Genomic DNA, 19229 nt, shown 5'->3' with positions numbered 1-19229 from the left:
ACGACGTGGGACTGAGGCTGGATTTGTTTGTGCCTGCTGAAACTTTACTGATTTTTTGTTATGGTAAATCAACCAGCATCTGAATAGGTTGCGTCCGTCATGCCTGATTTTTGTAAGCGTTCGGCCAGATGGTCGGCGCTATTTTGCGGCTTCGTTTTATCTGGACTGGTAGTAACAGGGGCTGCGCAGGCGGAGGGCATTAAATCTCTGAACGTGTTATCGCCGCCGTTAAAAGCTGCGGTCAGTGATACCAATGCTGTGCCTTTTGCCATGTTTTCCGGCAGCGGGCAATTATCCGGTGGGTTAGCAAAGGATATCCTCGATTTGGTAGCGTTAGAGTTGCGCAGCCAGGTGATCTATCTGGATATTCCGCGCGCCCGGCTGGAACCATGGCTCAGCAGTGGTCAGGCGGAAGTTGGCTGTTTTTTAAATCCGGACTGGGTGAGTGAACCAAAACGCTTTGACTGGACCGACACGCTGTTTTTCAGCCGGCAGTTGATTATTCGTCGATCGGACAGTGCGCCTATTCGACGACTGGCAGATTTGTATTACAAACGCGTTGGGACCACTTTTGGTTTTGTTTATCCTGAATTGCAACAGGCTTTTGTTGAACGCCTCATTGTCCGTGATGACGCGCATTCGTTGCAAAGTAATCTGCAACGGCTGGCGCAACAGCGTTTAGATGCAGTGATGACTGTCGATTTAAGTTTTTTTTATCTGGTCGCACAGCACCAGTTTGATGTCGACTTTGTGGCAGAACCGTTGTGGAGTGAACCACCGGGCGTATTTTGTGCTGTAAGTCAGCAATCATCGCGTCGGCAGGCTATTTTGCAGGCATTCAGCCGGCTCAAAGCTCTGGGAACTATCGAGAAATTAGTACAAAAATATAAAGGCGTGCCGGTGTCTTAAAACCCTGCAGGCTGAATCATCAGCCTGCGCGGAAACACTGTCAGTGACGGGATTTATTGGCCAATCGGATCATCTTTTAATTTTGGTATCTTCAGCCCAAGTTCTTTGCCGCGATCTCTGGCGTAATAGGTACAGCCATAAAACATCAGACAGGCAAAAAAGACTTCGGCCAGAGCCAGATAAAATGCCATGCCCTGACTGACCCACAGGTGAGTCAGTCCATGCACAAAATAAATCATCACGATAAAATTAGCCCAGGCAAAGGTATAGGCTTTGCCTTGCCAGATCCCTTTGAGTGGTAACCATAACGGCCCCCATAACAAAGCCAGCAATACCCGGGCGCTGCCCATTTCCGGCGGCGCCAACCATAACACCCACAGCGGGATCAGAAGAAATAGGGCCAGATATCCCGCTTGGCCAATTCGTAGTAGCCGGCGGGTTGATGGGGCGAGTGGTGATTGTTGTTCAAATAACACGTTCATTGTAGTTTCCCGGCAAAACGCGCCAGGCGTTTGCCAAATTCAAGACATAATATGGATTCATGGTTGCTCAATTGCGGCCCCTGCTGTTGACTGCCGGCATGAGTACTGACATGGGTCGGGCCATACGGCGTACCGCCGCTCTGGGTTTGATGCAGCGCGGGCGCATCATAAGGTTGGCCGAGCAGGACCATGCCGTGGTGTAGTAAAGGCAGCATCATGCCAAGTAGATTGGCTTCTTGCCCACCGTGCATCGATGAAGACGCAGTAAAGACCCCGGCTGGTTTATCAATGAGTGCGCCTTGCAGCCACAGATCTGTGGTTTGTTCCCAGAAGTATTTCATTTCAACACTCATCTGCCCAAAGCGCACCGGGCTGCCAATGGCGATCGCATTGGCTTGGATCAGCTCCGCTTTGCTGACCACAGGATGCGCTGGCGAATGTACTGGATTTGGCGTGATAGCTGCGACCGTGCGCAGCAGTGCTTCAGCGCCGGCACTTTGCACACCGATGGCAATTTTTTCGGCCAGCAACTGCACTGAACCATGGCGCGAATGGTACAGGATCAACACCTGAGCCGGCATCAGAGCAGGTCCTGTAATTTTTGCAGAGGCCGCGCCACGACGGCTTTATCGGCCCATTCGATAATGGGACGTTCAATCAGTTTGGGCGTTTGCACCATCGCATGGATCAGCTCGTCGTCGGTCAGCGCCGGATTATCCAGCCCAAGCGCCAGATATTCGGCTTCTTTGTCCCGTAGCAGCTGGCGGGGCTGATAACCAAGCTTTTGCAATAACTGCGTCAGCTGACTGTGATCCGGCGGCGTCTCCAGATAATAAACAACTTCAAACGACAGACCCTGCGCAGTCAGCAAAGCCAATGCTTCGCGACTCTTTGAACAGCGGTTGTTATGGTAAATCTTCAGCATGCAATACTCAGTTCAGTTGCTTCAGGCGGGCGAATTCAGCCTGCCACTGTTTTTTCTTGGCTTCTAACCGGCGGCTTTCCAGTTTGTCGGTTTCAGCCAGCCGGTTCAGCGATTCGTTAATATCGTCGATGGCTTTAGGGTAAATCGCCAGCTGATAATACAGATCTGCGCGCGCTTCAAAGTACTTTGCCATATCGTTCAGTGATTTGTAGGCATCAATCAACATTTCATATGCCAAATAGGTATCGGGCTTAAAGTACAGCAGGTTTTTCAGCAGATGCAGCGCCAGCCGTTCGGATTTGGCCGCCATCGCGGCGTTCGCGTAGTTTAACGTGATGACCTGATTGTTTGGCCGCAGCAGATATTCCTGTTCCAGCATCTGCAACGCTTTATCCGTTTGTTTGGTCTGTATATAGACGTCAGTCATGGCATCAATGTAAAACAGATTTTTGTCGTCATGCGCGCGCAGCTTCAGCAGGATCTGTTCTGCAGCTTTGACGTCACCGTTGTCGAACAGTGTCAACGCCAGACCATATTGGTTTGCTTTGGTATTACCGCCGGGCGTGGCGACTTTTTTCTGAAAATATGCCAGCGCTTCTTTGCCTTTTAACTGATAGCGCGCCCAGATCCGTGCCTTAGCCAGCGCAAAATCGCTGCTGTCCGGCACAAATTTGCGCTCAAATTGCTCTGCCCGTACCCGGGAATCGCTGATCCGCGCCTGTGACAACGGGTGAGTGTATAAAAAGGCCAGCTGGGTATTACTAAAACGGGTTTTTTCACTGAGTTTGTTGAAGAACTCAGGCATTGCGTAGGGGTCATAACCGCCTTTGGCTAATAGCTGAATGCCAATGCGATCTGCTTCTTGTTCATTGCTGCGGGTAAAGTTGATCGCTGTTTGTGCCGCGATGCCTTGAGTGGCCATTAAGCCGGCCATGCCGGCTTCCGGATTGGCGATGGTCAGTAGGATTGAGCCTAATAACGATGCCATCGTCAGCGGCGCATTTTGTGATTTAGCCTCCACTGCCCGCGCGATATGGCGCTGCGTGACGTGGACAATTTCGTGCGACATGACCGAGGCGAATTCACTTTCACTGTCTGCGACCGCAAGCGTGCCGGTATTTGACACTATGTTGCCGCCAAGCATGGCAAAAGCATTGATCTCCGGGCTGTTGACCCAGGAAAAAGTGAATGGAAACCGAACGCCTTCAGCTTTGGCCACTAATGCCTGACCCAGCGTATGCAGATATTCGTCTAATAACGGATCGCTGACCATTGGCAGCTGGGCCCTAGTTTGCTTCAGCATCATATCGCCAATCAGCTTTTCTTTTTCCGGTGACAAGCTGGAGAAGGCATTCACGCCCAGATCGGGCAGGGTGGTAGAATTGACTGCCGCTGCACTCAATGGCAGTGCCAGCACCGAACAAAACGCAATTTTCAGGAGATACGTCATCTACTTCTTGTGCTCACCTTGGATCCCGGATCTCAATCCTTGCAGCTGTAATGCGTCGGCATCAGCCTGGCCCAGGCGTTTTTCCTGCGCCTCAAAGAATGCCTTGATGGTCATCCCTTCGACTTTTGTGACGTTGGTATATTGCTGCATGAACTGAATGACTTTGTGTACGGTCTTGTGTGCATGCAAAATTAAGGCAAAGTCTGCATCGTCGCCATGCTCAAAGTAATATCCGATGAATTTGTGTAATTGGTTGACCCGCAATAACAATCGCATCGAAAGCGGGTCCCACAGATTGAACTCCATTAGCCTGTTGCCTTTGACATACTGGTCAATCTCTTGGTCTTTGGCATAGGGGATAGCGTGAAGTTCAAAACCACGTTCAGAAAAAACCTGATACAACGCAATACGCGGTTTGTTGTCACAGTGGATCTCATTGTTGTCGTCCATGTAACCGCCAAGTAGCGACAGATTCCAATTGCGTTTATCAATGATTTTTTTCACCGCGGTATCAAAACCGTGGGTCAGCATCCCCTCAGATTCGCCCAGCGATTGCGACACCATATGGTAAAACGGCGGCAGTTCGCCCCAGTTTATTTGTTTTTTGTACCAGTTAATGTCTTTTAACGACGGATTTGCCGGTAACTTATGTCTGTTGCCACCTTGAGACATGGGTTATTCCTCCTGGCCCGGTGCTGATAGCTGCAGCGTCAGGCTTTATTCCGGCGCCGGGACAGTCCGGACCAGCAAAAGCCGCTGTTTTGTCATAGAGTTAAAATGTATCACAACTTCTTTGGCTGTTGTCCCTTCCAGCTGACTTTTCCAGTCGTTTGGCCGGCAATTGTACAATGTGGCGCGATGGTCATGCAGTGCAGTGATAAACAGTGCCACGTTGATCAACAAACAACAGTAGCTGGGGATTTACAGTGGACATCACCCGATGATCTTGTGGAGTGCATCATGACAGAACCGATAGAGCAAACCTGGTATGCCCGTAGTCTGACGCCAGAGCGTTTATTACTGCTTAGTCTGCTGTTGGTTGCCGCTGGTTTATATGCCGCAGGTGATGTGTTGCTCCCCGCATTATTGGCGTTGGTCGGGGCATATCTGCTGGAGCGACCGGTGCAATGGCTGCAAGCGGCGGGAGTCAAGCGGTCGCATGCCGTTTGTATCGTGATGTTGGCGGTCGGAGCATTGCTTTGGTGGCTGCTGGCGACCTTGTTGCCGCTGGTCTGGGTGCAAGGACAGGCGTTTCTCAGTGCTTTGCCTGATCTAGCCGCAACCGGACGGCTCTATCTGGAGCAATTGTGGTCAGCACAAAACAACTGGTTCAGCGAGCGTCAGCTGACACTTGTGTTGCAGCGACTGGAAAGCCAAAGTCTGATTTTTCTCAATACGCTGTTGGCATCGTCTTTGGATGGCGTTGCCGGGGTGTTTTATGCGCTGGTTTATCTGGTGTTATTACCGATGATGGTGTTTTTCCTGCTCAAAGATAAAGACAGTCTGGTGCATGGCATCCAGCGTTGGTTACCGGGGACCGGTCACTTACTGCGGCCGGCCTGGCAGGAACTTGATCATCAGCTGCTTGGCTACATTCAGGGCAAGTTGCTGGAGTTGGTGCTGCTTGCGCTGGCCTGTTTCTTGTTATTCAGTGCTTTTGCGCTGCCCTATGCGTTACTACTGGCAATTCTGGTTGGGCTGTCGGTGTTTATTCCATATCTGGGTATAGCAGTGGTGACAGTGCCAGTCGTGTTAGTCAGTATCGGTTTATGGGGCTTGAGCAGCACCACTGGCTGGTTGCTGCTGATCTATCTGATGTTACAGGTGCTGGATGCATATCTGCTGGTGCCGATGTTGTTCGGCCGCGTCGTCGACATGAATCCGTTTTATATCATGTTAGCGGTGCTGGTGTTTGGCGGGCTTTTTGGTTTTTGGGGCGTTGTGTTTGCTATTCCACTGGCGTCGCTGTTAAAGGTTCTTTTTCATACCTTTGGACCTGCGCCCGGATAGCCGGTAAATGATATTTTTGCCACAACAAATGAAACATACCGGCGCGATATTGCTGTTCCAACAATTGTTCCAATTTCGGTGCCAGCTGGAAATTTGGCGACTGACGAGAAAATGCCAGATAGCCGCGAATATTCTGATTGACGTGGTAAGGCTGGCGTTTCAGGTCAGTTATTTTCAGACCCGCAGCGGAAAATGAACCCTCGGCGGTTTGCTCGACCGTGATGGCATAATCCGCCCGACCTTTGTGGACCATGTCTAATGAAATTGCTTCAGTGTTCACGGCAATTTTTTCAAAGTTTGTTGCCTGATCAAATTCGTTGAAATACACCGCATCACGCATCACCGTGACTGTGGAGCCCTGCAGATCTTCGACTTTGTGGATCTCCCGGCGCTGATTGTGCCGGCTGTAAAACACAAACGACGAGACAAAGTTCATCATGGCTGGCTGGATAAAATGCAGGAATTGCTCACGCTGGGGCGAATGCAGCAAGCCGGCAACGATATCGACTTCGCCGGTTTCAGCCATTTTCAGACAGCGCGGAAACGGACAAACCACTATTTCGATACGCAGACCAAGCTGGCGGGCCGCAGGTCTTAACAAATCCAGTGACAAGCCGTGCGGTTCCGCAACATCTTCGGTGAAATAATAAGGAGGGCTATGATACATCGCCAGTTTCAACACCGGCATATCAGCGCGAAGCGGTGGCGCAGCCTGCAGGGGCCAAGCGAGCAGAAACAATGCAACAGACAGCAATTTAATCAACACAGTTGGCATACACACCTGACTTCAATAGGGGCCGCTGACAGTGTCGTGTTCCTTGCGGAGAATTCCTGAATTTCAAAGGCGTCAGAATACCTGAAATCTGACTTGCATTCCAGCGCTCAGTTGTCGCGGCACCCCGGGTTCCAGGCTGCGCCCTGACGCCTGATTGACGACAACGGCGCCGATATAGCGCTGATCGGTCAGGTTTTCTGCACTCAGATGCAGACGCCAGTCCAGCACACCATGTTGCCCCTGCCAACCAGTGTCGACATCAAGCAGGCCATAGGCTGGCGCAAATTGCTGATTCAGATCGTCAGCCGCCACACGGCTGAGCCGGCGATAGCGCAGCGCAGCATACCAGCCACTGCCAGGTTCAAAACTCAGTTGCAGCTGTTGCTGTTGCGCCGCGACACCAGGTAACTGCTGACCCGCGGCGGCATTGCTGTATGTCGCATCGAGCCAGGTCAGGCTGTAGGCCAGTTGCCAGGACTGACCTAGGTGTTGTTGCAGGCTGAACTCAGCGCCCTGACGCCGGGTGCCGGCGGCATTCTTAAACACAGTCCGGCCGCCACTGCTGCTGTCGACGACCAGTTCGCGCTCGCTGGTCAGATAAAACAGGTCAAGTTGCGCCTGACTTAGTCCGGCAGTGGAGTATTGTTGCCATTTTAAGCCAGTGTCCCACTGCCGATTCTGGGCGCTTTGCAGCGCCAGATTGAGGCCGCTTTGGCCACGCTGATAAGCCATTTCTGTCAGCGTCGGGCTCTCAAAACCACGGCCAGTGGCAGCATGCCAGGCCCAGTGTTCATTCAACGCATAACGAAACCCCAGCGCATGAGCACGGCCCTGATCCTGTTTTGCACCACTGTCATCGGGATTGCCGGGCACGATAAAGCGGTCCATGCTTTCAAAGCGCAACCAGGCTAATCGGGCGCCACCATGCAACGTCAGCGCGTCGCTGGCGTCATAACTCAGACGCAGCGCAACATCCTGACTGCGGCTGGTGCTGACATCATCCCGACGCAGCGCGCCTTGCCGGCCAAACTGATTCACATAACCAAGCCGGTCGTCGCGGCTTTGTTCATGGCTGAGCGACCACTGCCACGACAGATCTTGCCAGCGATCTTGTTGTTGCCATTGCAGGCCGAACATGTCGCGTGACAAATCTACGACACCGCCGGAACTGGTGATGGCTTCACCGGTTTGGGTCAGGAACTGCGTGATCTGGCGTGAAGTCAGATAACTGCTGAGCTGCCAGTGGCTGCTTTGCAGACTGATACCAGCCTGGCGTTGCAATGTGGTTTTATGGCTGTCGAAACGCGAGGCGAGGGCGGAGGTCTGGTTTGGGTTTTGCTGCCACTCGCTCAGCGTCAGTGCGCCCGGGTCATCCAGACGCGGGTCGCGGCTAAAGTCGATCCGGGCATTGAGCTTCACAGAGTCTGTCAGCTGAAACTGTTGTTTCCACAAGGCCTGTTGCCGGCTGGCACGGTTGTGTGGACGGGTGCCCTGATGATCCAGTTGCTGCAGCATCACAGTACCGAAAGCGCCATCAGCGCGCAGACTTTGCTGCCTGTGATCTGCACTTTGTTGGTGTGATATCGCCAGCAGGCCAGGCTCTGCCGGCTTGCTTTGCCAGGCAATAACACCACCGGCGGCATTACCGTACAAGGCTGCAAAAGGGCCTTTTAACACTTCGACACTGGCGAGATCGGCGGCAAATAATGCTCCGGGCTGCGTCTGACCATCCGGAGTGGTCAGCGGGATACCGTCCAGCAACATCCGCACGCCACGGACGCCAAAACTGCTGCGGCTGCCGAAACCGCGAATACTGAGCCGGCTGTCCTGAGCCAGATTACTGCGCAGGTCGGCTTGTACACCTGCCATGCCTTGCAGCAGTTTCAGCGCATCTTGAGCGGGTATAACCTCATCAAACTGGCGGAAACTAACAGCCGCCGGGGTTGCCAGCCAGCTCACGGGCAGCGCTGTGGCGCTGATGGTCAGATGTTCCAGCGGATCTGCGACAGGACCTGCCAATACAGCGCCGCTCAGCGGTAACCACAGCAGCACTGAGCTTAGCCGGCCGAAGTCAGGCGCAGCACAGCGCCTTTGTCTTCATCGGTCAGCAGATAAATAGCGCCATCCGGCGCCACTTCTACATCGCGGATGCGGGCACCGATCCGGATACGCTCTTCATGTACCACTTTGTCATCTTTTATTTCCAGACGCACCAGCTGACCGAATTTCAGCGAGCCGACCAACAGGTTATGTTGCCATTTGCTGAACATCGCGCCCTGATAAAACAGCATGCCGCTTGGTGCGATCGACGGCACCCAATAATGCAGCGGTTGTTCCAGCCCCGGTTTTTTCGTCACGCCGATCACGCCACCGCCGTACTCTTCACCGTAAGTGATAATTGGCCAGCCATAGTTTTTACCAGCTACGGTGATATTGATTTCATCGCCGCCCTGCGGCCCATGTTCATGGGTCCAGAGCCGGCCGGTTTTATCCAGCGTGGCGCCCTGAATATTGCGATGGCCATAGGACCAAATTAACGGTTGCGCAGTTTTATCCTGCGCAAATGGATTACCAGGCGCAGCGTTTCCGTCCGGAGTGATATGTGCAACTTTGCCTATTAAGGTCGTTAAGTTCTGCACTGCTTCGCGCTGACTGCCGCGATCACCGGTGGTGACAAACAGGTTGCCATCGGCTTGTTGCACCAGACGACCGCCAAAGTGATATTTGCTGTCAAATTTTGGTGTCTGGCTGAAGATAACTTTGAAATCTTTTAATGACTGACCATCCAGCCGGGCTTTGGCCACTGCGGTGCTGTTGGTGTTGTCGGCACCTGGTTCCGCGTAGCTTAGGTAAATCAGTTGATTGCTGGCGAAGTCTTTATCGAGTAATACATCCAGTAAACCGCCTTGCCCTGCAACGACAATCTCAGGTAAACCGCTGATTGGGGCGCTGACCTTGCCGCTTTTATCGATATACCGCAGCCGTCCGTCGCGTTCAGTGACCAGCAGTTGGCCATCCGGCAATACGCTGATGCCCCATGGATGCGCCAGATCTGTGGCTACAGTGTCGATTTTCAGATTGCCATGCTGAGTGGCGATAAACGCCGGATCAGCCATGACAGCAGCGCTGCATAAGGTTAAAGCCAGAACAGTTTTACGCATGAAATACTCCTTAAACCTTTAATCCTTCCGCCAGCATTGCACGTTGCACTGCCGGGCGGCTTTGCACACGCTGCTGGAATTGTTGCAGCAACGGGTAGGGCATTAAATCGACGTTGACCATCCGCGCCCAGCCCAGCACCGTAAACAAATAGGCATCAGCTACGGTGAAATAATCGCCGAGCAGAAAGTTTTGCGCGTTGAGCAGTTGTTCCGCTTGCGCCAGACGTATAGTCAAGCGCGCGCGAGTGGCGTCTTTTGTCACGTCCGCAGCAGTCGGGTCAAACAGTGGCGTGAAGTTTTTGTGCAGTTCAGTCGCAATAAAATTTAGCAACGACTGCAAGCGATAGCGGCTAAAACTACCATTGGCAGGGGCGAGATTGGCTGCCGGCGCCTGATCGGCAATATACTGCAACAACGCCGGGCCTTCACTGAGCAGCTCACCATTTTTAAGTTGCAGCGCCGGCACATAACCCTGCGGGCAAATCAGGCGATAATCACTGCCATCCGGCAGCGTTTTACTGCGCAGGTCTACGCGGATGATTTCATGTTTTAAACCCGCTTCTTCCAGCGCGATATGCGAGGCCAGCGAACAGGCGGCCGGGGCAAAATAAAGCTTCATAATCTATGCTCCGCTGCAGGCGGCAACTGCCGCCGGATAAAAACGGCCGCTGACAGCGACCTTATAACGCTTTGAGAACGACATCATGATGGTTGCTGGTTTTGAACGCGTCAAACACCTGGCTGATCTGGCCGTTCTGCTCAATCAAAAAGCTGATGCGATGGATCCCGTCATAGACTTTCCCCATAAATTTCTTCTCACCCCAAACGCCAAAAGCGTCGGCTAGCTGGTGGTCAGGGTCGGATAATAGTGTGAAATTCAGTGCGTCACGTTCGGTAAATTTGGCCAGACTTTTGACCGGATCGGTACTAACGCCAACAGCCACCACATTTTTAGCGGCAAGCTCGGCTTTGACATCCCGCAGACTACAGGCTTGTACTGTGCAGCCTGGCGTCATTGCTTTTGGATAAAAGTACAACAACACCCGATGACTGGCGAGCAGCGCTTTTAGCTCAATAGAATCACCATGTTGATCTTGCAGGGTAAAGTCGGGGGCTTGCTGACCAGCAGTTAAAGTTTGCATGTTCTCTCCATTGCGGCAACGGTCGCGGTGGCAGGACTTAGCTTTGTGGTTCGAAGCTGCCCTGCAACTGCATCTGATTAAATTTGGCCTGCAGCAGACGTTTGATTTTGTCGCTGTCGAGACCTTGTGGTAATTGCACAGTCATCACAGTATGCGTTTGTGCCGGTTGCTGCGGATCCGGCTGTAGCGTTTCCGAGCGTAGGGCTCCGATGTATACCTGATGTTCCGCCAGCAGGCTGGAGATCGCACCCAGCGTGCCGACTCGGTCCACGCCGGTATATTCAACAATATAAGGTGCTGATAGCGTGGGCAAAGTGCAGGACGACGTACGTTTGGACATCGTCAGCAGATCAAGCTCAAAAGCGGAACTTGGCAGCAGATATTCGATTTTGCTGATCGCAGCAGCATCACCTGATAACAACATGATAAACGTGAACTCGTTACCAAAAATCGCCATCCGGCTGTCGACGATGTTGCAGTTGCAGTCACTGACCAGACGGGCCAGCTGACTGACGATACCTGTACGGTCTGTGCCAATGGCAGTGACGACCAGTTGTTGGGGCATGAGCGCGTATAAATCCAAATTCAATGAGGGCCGGAGTGTAACATAATCCTTTGAAATTTCATCAGGGAAGGAACGTGCGCTTGTGTTCAGGCACTGCCGTCATTAATATGAGCAGCCTGATTTTTATGGAGCTGCAGTTAAAATGTTCAGTGGTAGTCACGTCGCCCTTATAACCCCAATGCTCAAAGATGGTCAGGTAGATTACCCGAGCCTAAAGCGACTGCTGGATTATCAGCTGGAAAACGGTACCGACGGCCTGATTATTATGGGGACGACCGGTGAGGCCGCGACCATTCCTTTTGCAGAGCAAATTGACGTATTGCAGTATGTGTTGGTGCATGTACAAGGCCGGATCCAGATTATCGCCGGAAATGGTTCTAACAGTACTGCTGAAGCAGTTGAGAAAACTAAAGTGTTGTCGGCGCTACCGATTGATGGTTTTCTGACCGTGACGCCTTATTACAACAAACCGACACAACAAGGCATGCTGGCGCACTTTAAAGCGGTCGCCGGCGCCACAGAAAAGCCTGTGTTGTTGTATAACGTTCCTGGCCGTACCGGCGTCGATTTACTGCCGGCTACTGTGGCAGAATTGTCGAAAGTGCCAAACATTACCGGCATCAAAGAAGCAACCGGTAGCCTGACTCGGTTAAAAGAGCTGCAGGCTCTGGTCGGCGCTGATTTTGCGCTGCTTAGCGGTGATGATGCCAGTGCTTGTGATTTTCTGTTGCAAGGCGGTCATGGTGTGATTTCGGTTACCACCAATATCGCGCCTAAAGCGATGGCACAGATGATCAAAGCAGCGCGGGCCGGCAACACAGCGGCAGCTCAGGCGCTGGATAAGACTTTACAGCCGTTACATCGCGACCTTTTTATCGAAAGTAACCCAATCCCGTCGAAATGGGCGTTGTTGCGGTTAGGGCTGATTTCTTCAGATTTTGCCCGCTTACCACTGACTCAGCTGGAACCAATTCATCAGAGCGTAATCGAACAAGCGCTGCATGCAGCCAACCTGAATCTGTAACTGAATTTTTGACTTTATCCTTACATAGGAGTGCTTAGGTGCATTATTGGATCCCCGGCGCAGTAGCAGCCACTTTGTTGTTGTCCGGCTGTTCGTTGTGGCCTGCTGCCGAAAAAACTGCTGTCAATGAACAGCGTATTGCAGAATTAAATATCCCGGCTGGTTTAAAAGCGCCGAAAAAACCAGGGCAATATGATTTGCCGGCTAAAGTTGCCGCCGGTGTCAGCCCTGAGCAAATGGATTTACGCGCGCCAATGCAGGTGCTCGCCGTGGCGACCAATGCCCGGGTTGAAGAAGAAGAAAAAGAAGCCCGTGTCTGGTTTGAACGTACAGAGTTTACCGGCGACTTGATGCCTTACTTACAGAACAATATCACTAGCTTCTTCAGCAAGAACACCATTGATGCCACGCATCCGCAGCAACTGCAATGGCAGACCGACTGGGTCAGTTCTTATCAGGAAACCGGTTGGTGGTTGTGGAAAGGTCAGGAGCTGACACAACAAAGTAAATTCAATGTGGTACTGGAACCACGCAGCCATGGCCGTACTATTGCGGTACAAGTCAAACTGCTGGAACACAAATACACTGACGAAACGCAAAAACTGACACCAATCAGCCAGCGCCGCGAAGAAGTGCATTTCTTAAACCGCATTATCGATCACATTGCGACTGTTGAGCTTGCTGCTATTCGTGAAGCCAAAGCTAAATTGCCGGATGTAATGCTGACTCGGGCTGTCAATGACAAGCAAGAACCTGTGATGCTGACGACGCAACCGATTGACGTCACTTGGTCACAGCTTGAGCTGTTGCTGGAAAAAGTCGGGCTGGAAGTTACCGATCTGAACCAGACTGATTATGTGTATTACCTGAAATACATCAAAGCCGAACAGGGCTTCTGGGACAGTATCTGGGGTGATGAAGATTTGCCTGAGTTACCATTAACTGCCGGTGAGTATCAGCTGTCGCTGAGTAAAACCGACAAAGGCACGGCGATTAAAATCAAAGACAAAGACGGCAAGGTTCTGGATCAGGCCACGTTAGATGCTGTCTACGAAGTTTTTGCTGCGGCTATTCGTCAGGGCAAACTGGAGCTCTGACCGGTTGTCGAAAAAAGACAGACAAGGCGCAAAGTTTCTGACTTTGCGCCTTGTGCTTTGTTATCAACGGTATTGATATCGGGTCACAGTAAACAGCGCATTGTGATCCCGGAAGCATCAGATAAAATACAGCAGTAACGGGCTACTCTGGCCCGACACTGGAGAGGATTTACCATGCCTGACTGGCGTTTATTCCGGAAAGTTACTGGCTTGTTGTCAGTGATTGTTGTGACGTTTACCACGCCAGCTGCGGAATTAACCGATCTGTATCAGGCCACAGTGCCAGCCAATCAAAGTCAGGCAATGTGGCAACGTCAGGCGTTACAGGCGGTATTGTTAAAACTGACCGGCAGCACCGACGTCCAAAGTTTGCCGGCGCTGAATGATGCATTGAAGAACAGCGGCCAGTTTGTCGTACAGTTTCAACAGGTACAGCAGGATGGCCAAAGTCAGTTGTTAGTGACGCTGGACGGGCAAAAAATCACCCGACTGTTACAGAGTCAACAAATCCCCGTCTGGGGGCCACGTCGGCCCGATGTGTTGTTATGGTTGACTGAACGTCCGGTGGAAACGCCACAGTTTGTATTAAGTCCGGATCATCCATTACGTAAAGCGCTGCAGAGCCAGGCAGCTTTGTTTGGTTTGAGTGTCCAGTTCCCATTATTTGACGAAGCCGATACCACTCTGGTGAATGAAGCCGCGAGTTGGGGGGGCGACTGGGCGTTGTTACAACAAGCATCAGCAAGGTATCAGGCCACTGAAGTGTATAACCTGTTGTTTGATCAACTGACAGATGCCAGCGGCCTGGTCCAGTTCCGCCTGACTTGGCAGCAACTTCAAGATGGGGCAGTGCAAAGTAACGAGTTAATCAATGCTGATGCAATGGCGCTGGCTCAGCAGTTTTGCAGTGCATTGGCTAAAGCGCAGGCCACCCGCTATGCCGTGCGTATTGTAGCTCCCGGTGCCAGTTCCGACAGTAACAGTCTGCAACTGACGTTTGATGGTGTTGCGAGTCTGACTGATCTTGCCCGGTTGCGTCAGCTGTTCGATGCGATGCTGACCGTACGTGAACATAGCCTGGTGCAATACAGTGCCGGGCAGGCCGTGTTGAAATTGCAATTGTCAGCCAGCAACGAGGAATTTTATCGGGCGCTCAGTCTGGTGCGAGAACTCACGCCGCAGCCGGACGCCGCTGCACCAGGTACCATAGTTGATCAGGCTTCCGTTCCAGGCTCTGTTGCGGAGCCGGCATTAAGTGATGCGGAAGCGGCGATGGAGGCTGCTCTCGGTGATCCTTCTGTAGCGGTAAGTGACAATACCGCAGCCACCACCGTGACCGATGTCTCTGCCACAACGCCAGTGTTGCCTGCCGAAACGATGCAAAGTGGCCAAAGTTCAGTCACCGCGGCCCTGCAGATCAGCACGCGTTACCTGTTCCGCCGTCAATAATGCAGGCACAGATGCAGCCAACCCAGTTTACGCTGGCCGTCACATTGCCGGACGATGAAACTCTGCACAGTTTTTACGGTGCGGACAGTAGTCCGGCGGTGGCATTTATTCAACAGTATCTGCTTCCGCAAACAGCCGCATTGTCGCTACAGCCGCCGGTGTTTGTGTTTGGAGCGTCTGGCAGCGGTAAGTCGCATCTCCTTTACGCCGCCTGTGTGCAGGCGCAGGAACTCGGCCTGACCAGTCAGCTGCTCGCGCTCGACGAGTTTGCGCAATACAGCCCGCGCATGCTGGATAATCTGGAGCAGCTGGATTTGGTTTGCCTCGATAATATCGGCGCAGTCGCCGGCGATTCACACTGGCAGGTCGCTTTGTTTGATTTGTACAACCGGCTGGCGGAACATGGTAAAAAATTGATAATCGTCGCCGACGACCAACCAACCGCGCTCGGTTTTACGCTGCCGGATCTGGTGTCGCGTTTACAGGCCTGCACAGTCTTCCAGCTGCGGCTGCTGAGCGATGATGACAAGCAAAAATTACTACAGCAAAAAGCGCGGGTGCGGGGGCTGGATCTGCCAGACGAAGTGGCGCGTTATCTGTTAAACCGGCAGCAACGCGATATCCGCGCGCTGGTCAGCACGCTGGATATTCTGGATAAAGCTTCGATGGTGCATCAACGCCGCCTGACCATTCCTTTTGTTAAAGATGTGCTGAGCAGTACTTTCCCCGTGACAGACCTCTGATCCACAGCGTTTTCCGCTATTTTGCTAAAATTTTCCTGCTGACAGCGCGCCCAAACACGGCGAAATTGTTGTAAAATCACCGGTTTTAGCAAACAAGCTGGTCTGAGGAAAATCATGAACCTATCTGCCATCTTAGACAGCGCATTGCAGGCTGTAGCCGCTGCGGCTGACGTCAATGCGCTGGAAGACGTCCGGGTCGAGTATTTCGGCAAAAAGGGCAGCATCACTGAGCTGTTAAAATCCTTAGGGGCGATGGATGCCGAGGCCCGTAAAGTGGCCGGCGCACAAATTAACGAGCTGAAACAGCAAGTACAGGACGCATTAAACGCGCGTCGCGACGGCATGCAAGCCGCAGTGCTGGCGCAAAAACTGGCCTCTGAACAAATCGATGTGACCTTACCCGGCCGCAGTATCGAGCAGGGCGGTTTACATCCGGTCACCCGCACCATTCGCCGCATTGAAACGTTTTTCGGCGAACTGGGCTTTGAAGTCAAACATGGTCCGGAAATCGAAGATGATTTCCATAACTTTGATGCGCTGAATATTCCTGAGCATCACCCGGCCCGTGCTGATCATGACACTTTCTACTTTAATCCGAAGCTGATGCTGCGGACGCAGACCTCTGGCGTGCAAATTCGCACCATGGAAACTGAACAGCCGCCACTGCGAATCATTTCACCAGGTCGGGTCTATCGCAACGACTACGATATGACGCACACGCCAATGTTCCACCAGGTCGAAGGCCTGATGGTCGATAAAAATGTCAGCTTTACTGAACTCAAAGGCATTTTGCACGACTTCCTGAACAACTATTTTGAGGAAGATTTGCAGATCCGCTTCCGTCCATCATTTTTCCCTTTCACTGAACCTTCGGCTGAAGTCGACGTGATGGGCAAAAACGGTAAATGGCTCGAAGTATTAGGCTGCGGCATGGTGCACCCGAACGTATTACGTTCCGTTGGCATTGACCCTGAAGTGTACAGCGGTTTTGCCTTTGGCATGGGCGTTGAGCGTCTGACCATGCTGCGCTACGGCGTCACCGATCTGCGTTCATTCTTCGAAAATGATCTGCGTTTCTTAAAACAATTTAAATAAGCCGGAGCGAAACAATGAAATTCAGTGAATCCTGGTTACGGGAATGGGTCAATCCGGCGTTATCAACGCAGGAACTGGCCGAACAGATTTCAATGGCCGGCCTCGAAGTAGACGGTATTGATGCCATCGCAGGTGTTTTCAGCGGTGTGGTTGTTGGTCATGTGGTTGAGTGTGGCCGCCATCCGGAAGCGGATAAATTACAAGTCACCAAAGTGGATATCGGTAGCGGTGAGCTGCTGGATATCGTCTGTGGTGCTGCCAACTGCCGTCAGGGCTTAAAAGTTGCTGTGGCGACTGTCGGCGCAGTGCTGCCGGGGGATTTTAAAATAAAAGCGGCTAAGTTACGCGGCCAGCCGTCTAACGGCATGCTGTGTTCGTTATCCGAACTCGGTATGGCAGAAAGCTCAGAGGGCATTATTGAACTGCCGGCTGACGCGCCGCTTGGCAAAAATATCCGTGAATACCTGCAGTTAGACGATAACGCTATCGAAGTCGACTTAACGCCAAACCGGGCAGACTGCCTCGGTATGCTCGGCCTTGCCCGCGAAGTAGGCGTGTTGAACAAGCTGGATGTGTGTCAGCCGGAAGTGTCTGCTGTCACTCCTGCAATCGACGAGCAGCGCACTATCACGCTGCAGGCGCCAAAAGCCTGTCCGCGTTATTTAGGTCGCGTTATTCGTAACATCAACGTCGGCGCGTTGACGCCGTTGTGGATGGTGGAAAAGTTACGTCGCAGCGGCATCCGCTCTATCGATCCGGTGGTTGACGTGACCAACTATGTGTTGGTGGAACTGGGTCATCCGATGCATGCGTTTGATTTGGCAAAAATCGACGGCGGCATTGTGGTGCGTCTGGCACAGCCAGGCGAAAAACTGGTGCTGCTCGATGCAAGTGAAGTGACACTGAATCCACAAACGTTGGTGATCGCTGATGAGCACAAAGCACTGGCGATGGCCGGTATTTTTGGCGGTCTCAACAGTGGTGTGACCAAAGACAGCCGTGACATTTTCCTCGAAAGTGCATTCTTCGCACCGACGGAAATGGCCGGTCGCGCACGCCAATATGGTCTGCACACCGACGCATCACATCGTTATGAACGGGGTGTCGACCCGGAATTGCAACGCAAAGCCATGGAACGGGCGACCGCATTGTTGCTCGACATCGTCGGCGGCGAAGCCGGTCCTGTGGTCGAAGCCAAGTCAGACGAGCACTTGCCAGTAGCTGCGCAAATCAATCTGACCCGGCACAAACTGGACCGCATCCTCGGGATTCATATCGACACGGCGACAGTGACTGAAATTTTCAGTCGTTTAGGCTTTGCCGTATCTGAGCAGGCAGACAGCTGGCAAGTGACAGTCCCAACCTACCGCTTTGATATTTCTATCAGCGAAGATCTGATTGAAGAAGTGGCGCGGGTTTATGGTTATAACAGCATTCCAAATGTGGCGCCTGTGGCATCACTGGCAATGCGTGATCACCGTGAAGCGGACATTTCAGTACATAGCTTACGTGATTTACTGGTCGACCGCGGTTATCAGGAAGCGATCACCTATTCGTTTGTTGACCCGAAAGTACAACAAGTGCTGTTCCCAGGCGTCGATGCGCTGGTGCTGCCGAACCCAATTTCTGCCGACATGTCGGCGATGCGGCTGAATCTGTGGCCAGGTTTGTTGCAAGCCGTGCAATATAACCAAAACCGCCAGCAAAACCGCATCCGTCTGTTTGAATACGGTCTGAAGTTTATCCCTGATGCGGCCGCAGAAGGCGGTGTACGTCAAGTGCCGGTCATTGGCGGTATCATCGTTGGCTCTTATGGCAACGAACACTGGACGATGCAGGAACGTGCCGTTGATTTCTATGATGTGAAAGGGGATGTCGAAGCCCTGCTCAGCAAAACTTCAGCCACTGATGAATTCAGCTTTGGCAAAGGTGAACACAGTGCCTTACATCCGGGTCAAACTGCAGCATTGCTGCGCAATGGTCAGCAGGTTGGTTTACTAGGTGCACTGCATCCGGAAGCCGAACGCAAACTGGGTATTAAGGGCAAAGCTTTCCTGTTCGAATTAGAGCTGGCCGCCTTTGGCGACAAGCACATTGTTTCTGCTCAGGAAATCTCAAAATACCCGGCAAACCGCCGTGATTTGGCAATTGTAGTAAAATCTGATGTGCGTTTTTCAGATATCCTTGCTACTATAAGAAAAGTTGGCGGAAATCAACTAGTTGACCTAAAGTTGTTTGACGTGTACACAGGTCAGGGTGTGGCAGACGGAATGAAGTCTTTGGCTATCGCTTTGACCCTGCAGGACAAGACGCGGACCCTGGAAGATAAAGACATCCAACAAGTGGTGGCTTCCGTGGTGCAGGCACTTGGAGATGAGTTCAACGCAACGTTGAGGGATTGA

19 protein-coding genes are annotated in these 19229 nt (G+C 52.3%); 8 read left to right on the top strand and 11 right to left on the bottom strand.

Annotated features, from left to right (window positions below):
* The first annotated feature begins 213 nt into the window (after positions 1 to 213).
* Positions 214 to 909, top strand: coding sequence for a substrate-binding periplasmic protein (locus ACFFJP_RS17125; protein WP_377247020.1), 696 nt, complete (start codon positions 214 to 216; stop codon positions 907 to 909).
* A gap of 53 nt (positions 910 to 962) precedes the next feature.
* On the opposite strand, the gene ACFFJP_RS17120 is transcribed toward ACFFJP_RS17125, so the two are convergent.
* The 5 genes from ACFFJP_RS17120 to ACFFJP_RS17100 are packed head-to-tail and all read right to left on the bottom strand — an operon-like array spanning position 963 to position 4438.
* Positions 963 to 1391, bottom strand: coding sequence for a DUF2069 domain-containing protein (locus ACFFJP_RS17120; protein WP_377247017.1), 429 nt, complete (start codon positions 1389 to 1391; stop codon positions 963 to 965).
* Positions 1388 to 1972 (bottom strand): NAD(P)H:quinone oxidoreductase, encoded by a 585-nt coding sequence (gene wrbA, locus ACFFJP_RS17115; protein WP_377247014.1) that lies wholly within the window; start codon positions 1970 to 1972, stop codon positions 1388 to 1390. The genes ACFFJP_RS17120 and wrbA overlap by 4 nt, the downstream gene beginning before the upstream one ends.
* Positions 1972 to 2316 carry an arsenate reductase (glutaredoxin) gene (arsC, locus tag ACFFJP_RS17110; protein ID WP_377247011.1) on the bottom strand — a complete coding sequence of 115 codons (345 nt, stop codon included), beginning with the start codon at positions 2314 to 2316 and terminating at the stop codon, positions 1972 to 1974. Before arsC ends, wrbA begins: the two co-directional genes overlap by 1 nt.
* Positions 2317 to 2323: 7 nt before the next feature.
* A complete protein-coding gene (gene bepA / locus ACFFJP_RS17105) occupies positions 2324 to 3766 on the bottom strand; it encodes a beta-barrel assembly-enhancing protease (protein WP_377247008.1) in 1443 nt (480 codons plus the stop codon).
* Positions 3767 to 4438, bottom strand: coding sequence for a hypothetical protein (locus ACFFJP_RS17100; protein WP_377247005.1), 672 nt, complete (start codon positions 4436 to 4438; stop codon positions 3767 to 3769).
* 288 nt (positions 4439 to 4726) lie between these two features.
* Between ACFFJP_RS17100 and ACFFJP_RS17095 the strand changes: the two genes are divergently transcribed.
* Positions 4727 to 5776 (top strand): AI-2E family transporter, encoded by a 1050-nt coding sequence (locus ACFFJP_RS17095; protein ID WP_377247002.1) that lies wholly within the window; start codon positions 4727 to 4729, stop codon positions 5774 to 5776.
* Here ACFFJP_RS17095 and ACFFJP_RS17090 read toward each other — a convergent pair.
* From ACFFJP_RS17090 to ACFFJP_RS17065, 6 genes are all read right to left on the bottom strand, one after another.
* Positions 5715 to 6551, bottom strand: a complete 837-nt coding sequence (locus ACFFJP_RS17090) for a substrate-binding periplasmic protein (protein WP_377246998.1) — start codon at positions 6549 to 6551, stop codon at positions 5715 to 5717. The genes ACFFJP_RS17095 and ACFFJP_RS17090 overlap by 62 nt on opposite strands.
* Positions 6552 to 6623: 72 nt before the next feature.
* A complete protein-coding gene (locus ACFFJP_RS17085; protein ID WP_377246995.1) occupies positions 6624 to 8603 on the bottom strand; it encodes a TonB-dependent receptor family protein in 1980 nt (659 codons plus the stop codon).
* A 5-nt stretch (positions 8604 to 8608) separates the two neighbouring features.
* A complete protein-coding gene (locus tag ACFFJP_RS17080) occupies positions 8609 to 9712 on the bottom strand; it encodes a PQQ-dependent sugar dehydrogenase (RefSeq protein ID WP_377246992.1) in 1104 nt (367 codons plus the stop codon).
* Positions 9713 to 9722: 10 nt separating this feature from the next.
* Complete coding sequence (gstA, locus tag ACFFJP_RS17075; RefSeq protein WP_377246989.1) at positions 9723 to 10331, bottom strand: glutathione transferase GstA; 609 nt, start codon at positions 10329 to 10331, stop codon at positions 9723 to 9725.
* A 61-nt stretch (positions 10332 to 10392) separates the two neighbouring features.
* A complete protein-coding gene (gene bcp / locus ACFFJP_RS17070; protein WP_377246986.1) occupies positions 10393 to 10854 on the bottom strand; it encodes a thioredoxin-dependent thiol peroxidase in 462 nt (153 codons plus the stop codon).
* A gap of 37 nt (positions 10855 to 10891) precedes the next feature.
* The gene (locus ACFFJP_RS17065) at positions 10892 to 11419 is read right to left on the bottom strand and encodes a glycine cleavage system transcriptional repressor (RefSeq protein WP_377246983.1); all 528 of its coding nucleotides are present in this window, start codon (positions 11417 to 11419) and stop codon (positions 10892 to 10894) included.
* Between the two features lie 142 nt (positions 11420 to 11561).
* Here ACFFJP_RS17065 and dapA point away from each other — a divergent pair, with 142 nt between their 5' ends.
* The 6 genes from dapA to pheT all read left to right on the top strand — a co-directional run bounded on the left by dapA (position 11562) and on the right by pheT (position 19229).
* On the top strand, positions 11562 to 12443 hold the full coding sequence (gene dapA / locus ACFFJP_RS17060) for a 4-hydroxy-tetrahydrodipicolinate synthase (protein WP_377246979.1): 882 nt from the start codon (positions 11562 to 11564) through the stop codon (positions 12441 to 12443).
* 38 nt (positions 12444 to 12481) lie between these two features.
* The gene (gene bamC / locus ACFFJP_RS17055; RefSeq protein ID WP_377246976.1) at positions 12482 to 13540 is read left to right on the top strand and encodes an NlpB/DapX family lipoprotein; all 1059 of its coding nucleotides are present in this window, start codon (positions 12482 to 12484) and stop codon (positions 13538 to 13540) included.
* Between the two features lie 174 nt (positions 13541 to 13714).
* On the top strand, positions 13715 to 14989 hold the full coding sequence (locus tag ACFFJP_RS17050; protein WP_377246973.1) for a DUF8605 domain-containing protein: 1275 nt from the start codon (positions 13715 to 13717) through the stop codon (positions 14987 to 14989).
* 11 nt (positions 14990 to 15000) lie between these two features.
* Positions 15001 to 15732: a DnaA regulatory inactivator Hda gene (gene hda / locus ACFFJP_RS17045; RefSeq protein WP_377246970.1), complete on the top strand. Its 732-nt coding sequence runs from the start codon at positions 15001 to 15003 to the stop codon at positions 15730 to 15732.
* Positions 15733 to 15846: 114 nt separating this feature from the next.
* On the top strand, positions 15847 to 16827 hold the full coding sequence (pheS, locus tag ACFFJP_RS17040) for a phenylalanine--tRNA ligase subunit alpha (RefSeq protein ID WP_377246967.1): 981 nt from the start codon (positions 15847 to 15849) through the stop codon (positions 16825 to 16827).
* Positions 16828 to 16841: 14 nt separating this feature from the next.
* Positions 16842 to 19229 (top strand): phenylalanine--tRNA ligase subunit beta, encoded by a 2388-nt coding sequence (pheT, locus tag ACFFJP_RS17035; RefSeq protein WP_377246964.1) that lies wholly within the window; start codon positions 16842 to 16844, stop codon positions 19227 to 19229.

It is taken from the genome of Rheinheimera tilapiae, from assembly GCF_042432165.1.
In the GTDB taxonomy this organism is placed as follows: Bacteria; Pseudomonadota; Gammaproteobacteria; order Enterobacterales; family Alteromonadaceae; genus Pararheinheimera; species Pararheinheimera tilapiae.
Note: the sequence above shows the minus strand (reverse complement) of the source record. Positions and strands in the feature narration are given on the sequence as shown.

Excerpts from the sequence above, each read along its gene's own strand:
- gstA (WP_377246989.1), bottom strand. The coding sequence starts at position 10,331 with ATGAAGCTTTATTTTGCCCCGGCCGCCTGTTCGCTGGCCTCGCATATC.
- ACFFJP_RS17100 (WP_377247005.1), bottom strand. The coding sequence starts at position 4,438 with ATGTCTCAAGGTGGCAACAGACATAAGTTACCGGCAAATCCGTCGTTA.
- bepA (WP_377247008.1), bottom strand. The coding sequence starts at position 3,766 with ATGACGTATCTCCTGAAAATTGCGTTTTGTTCGGTGCTGGCACTGCCA.
- wrbA (WP_377247014.1), bottom strand. The coding sequence starts at position 1,972 with ATGCCGGCTCAGGTGTTGATCCTGTACCATTCGCGCCATGGTTCAGTG.
- arsC (WP_377247011.1), bottom strand. The coding sequence starts at position 2,316 with ATGCTGAAGATTTACCATAACAACCGCTGTTCAAAGAGTCGCGAAGCA.
- ACFFJP_RS17095 (WP_377247002.1), top strand. The coding sequence starts at position 4,727 with ATGACAGAACCGATAGAGCAAACCTGGTATGCCCGTAGTCTGACGCCA.
- pheT (WP_377246964.1), top strand. The coding sequence starts at position 16,842 with ATGAAATTCAGTGAATCCTGGTTACGGGAATGGGTCAATCCGGCGTTA.
- hda (WP_377246970.1), top strand. The coding sequence starts at position 15,001 with ATGCAGCCAACCCAGTTTACGCTGGCCGTCACATTGCCGGACGATGAA.
- pheS (WP_377246967.1), top strand. The coding sequence starts at position 15,847 with ATGAACCTATCTGCCATCTTAGACAGCGCATTGCAGGCTGTAGCCGCT.
- ACFFJP_RS17050 (WP_377246973.1), top strand. The coding sequence starts at position 13,715 with ATGCCTGACTGGCGTTTATTCCGGAAAGTTACTGGCTTGTTGTCAGTG.
- ACFFJP_RS17120 (WP_377247017.1), bottom strand. The coding sequence starts at position 1,391 with ATGAACGTGTTATTTGAACAACAATCACCACTCGCCCCATCAACCCGC.
- ACFFJP_RS17090 (WP_377246998.1), bottom strand. The coding sequence starts at position 6,551 with ATGCCAACTGTGTTGATTAAATTGCTGTCTGTTGCATTGTTTCTGCTC.
- ACFFJP_RS17080 (WP_377246992.1), bottom strand. The coding sequence starts at position 9,712 with ATGCGTAAAACTGTTCTGGCTTTAACCTTATGCAGCGCTGCTGTCATG.
- dapA (WP_377246979.1), top strand. The coding sequence starts at position 11,562 with ATGTTCAGTGGTAGTCACGTCGCCCTTATAACCCCAATGCTCAAAGAT.
- bcp (WP_377246986.1), bottom strand. The coding sequence starts at position 10,854 with ATGCAAACTTTAACTGCTGGTCAGCAAGCCCCCGACTTTACCCTGCAA.
- ACFFJP_RS17065 (WP_377246983.1), bottom strand. The coding sequence starts at position 11,419 with ATGCCCCAACAACTGGTCGTCACTGCCATTGGCACAGACCGTACAGGT.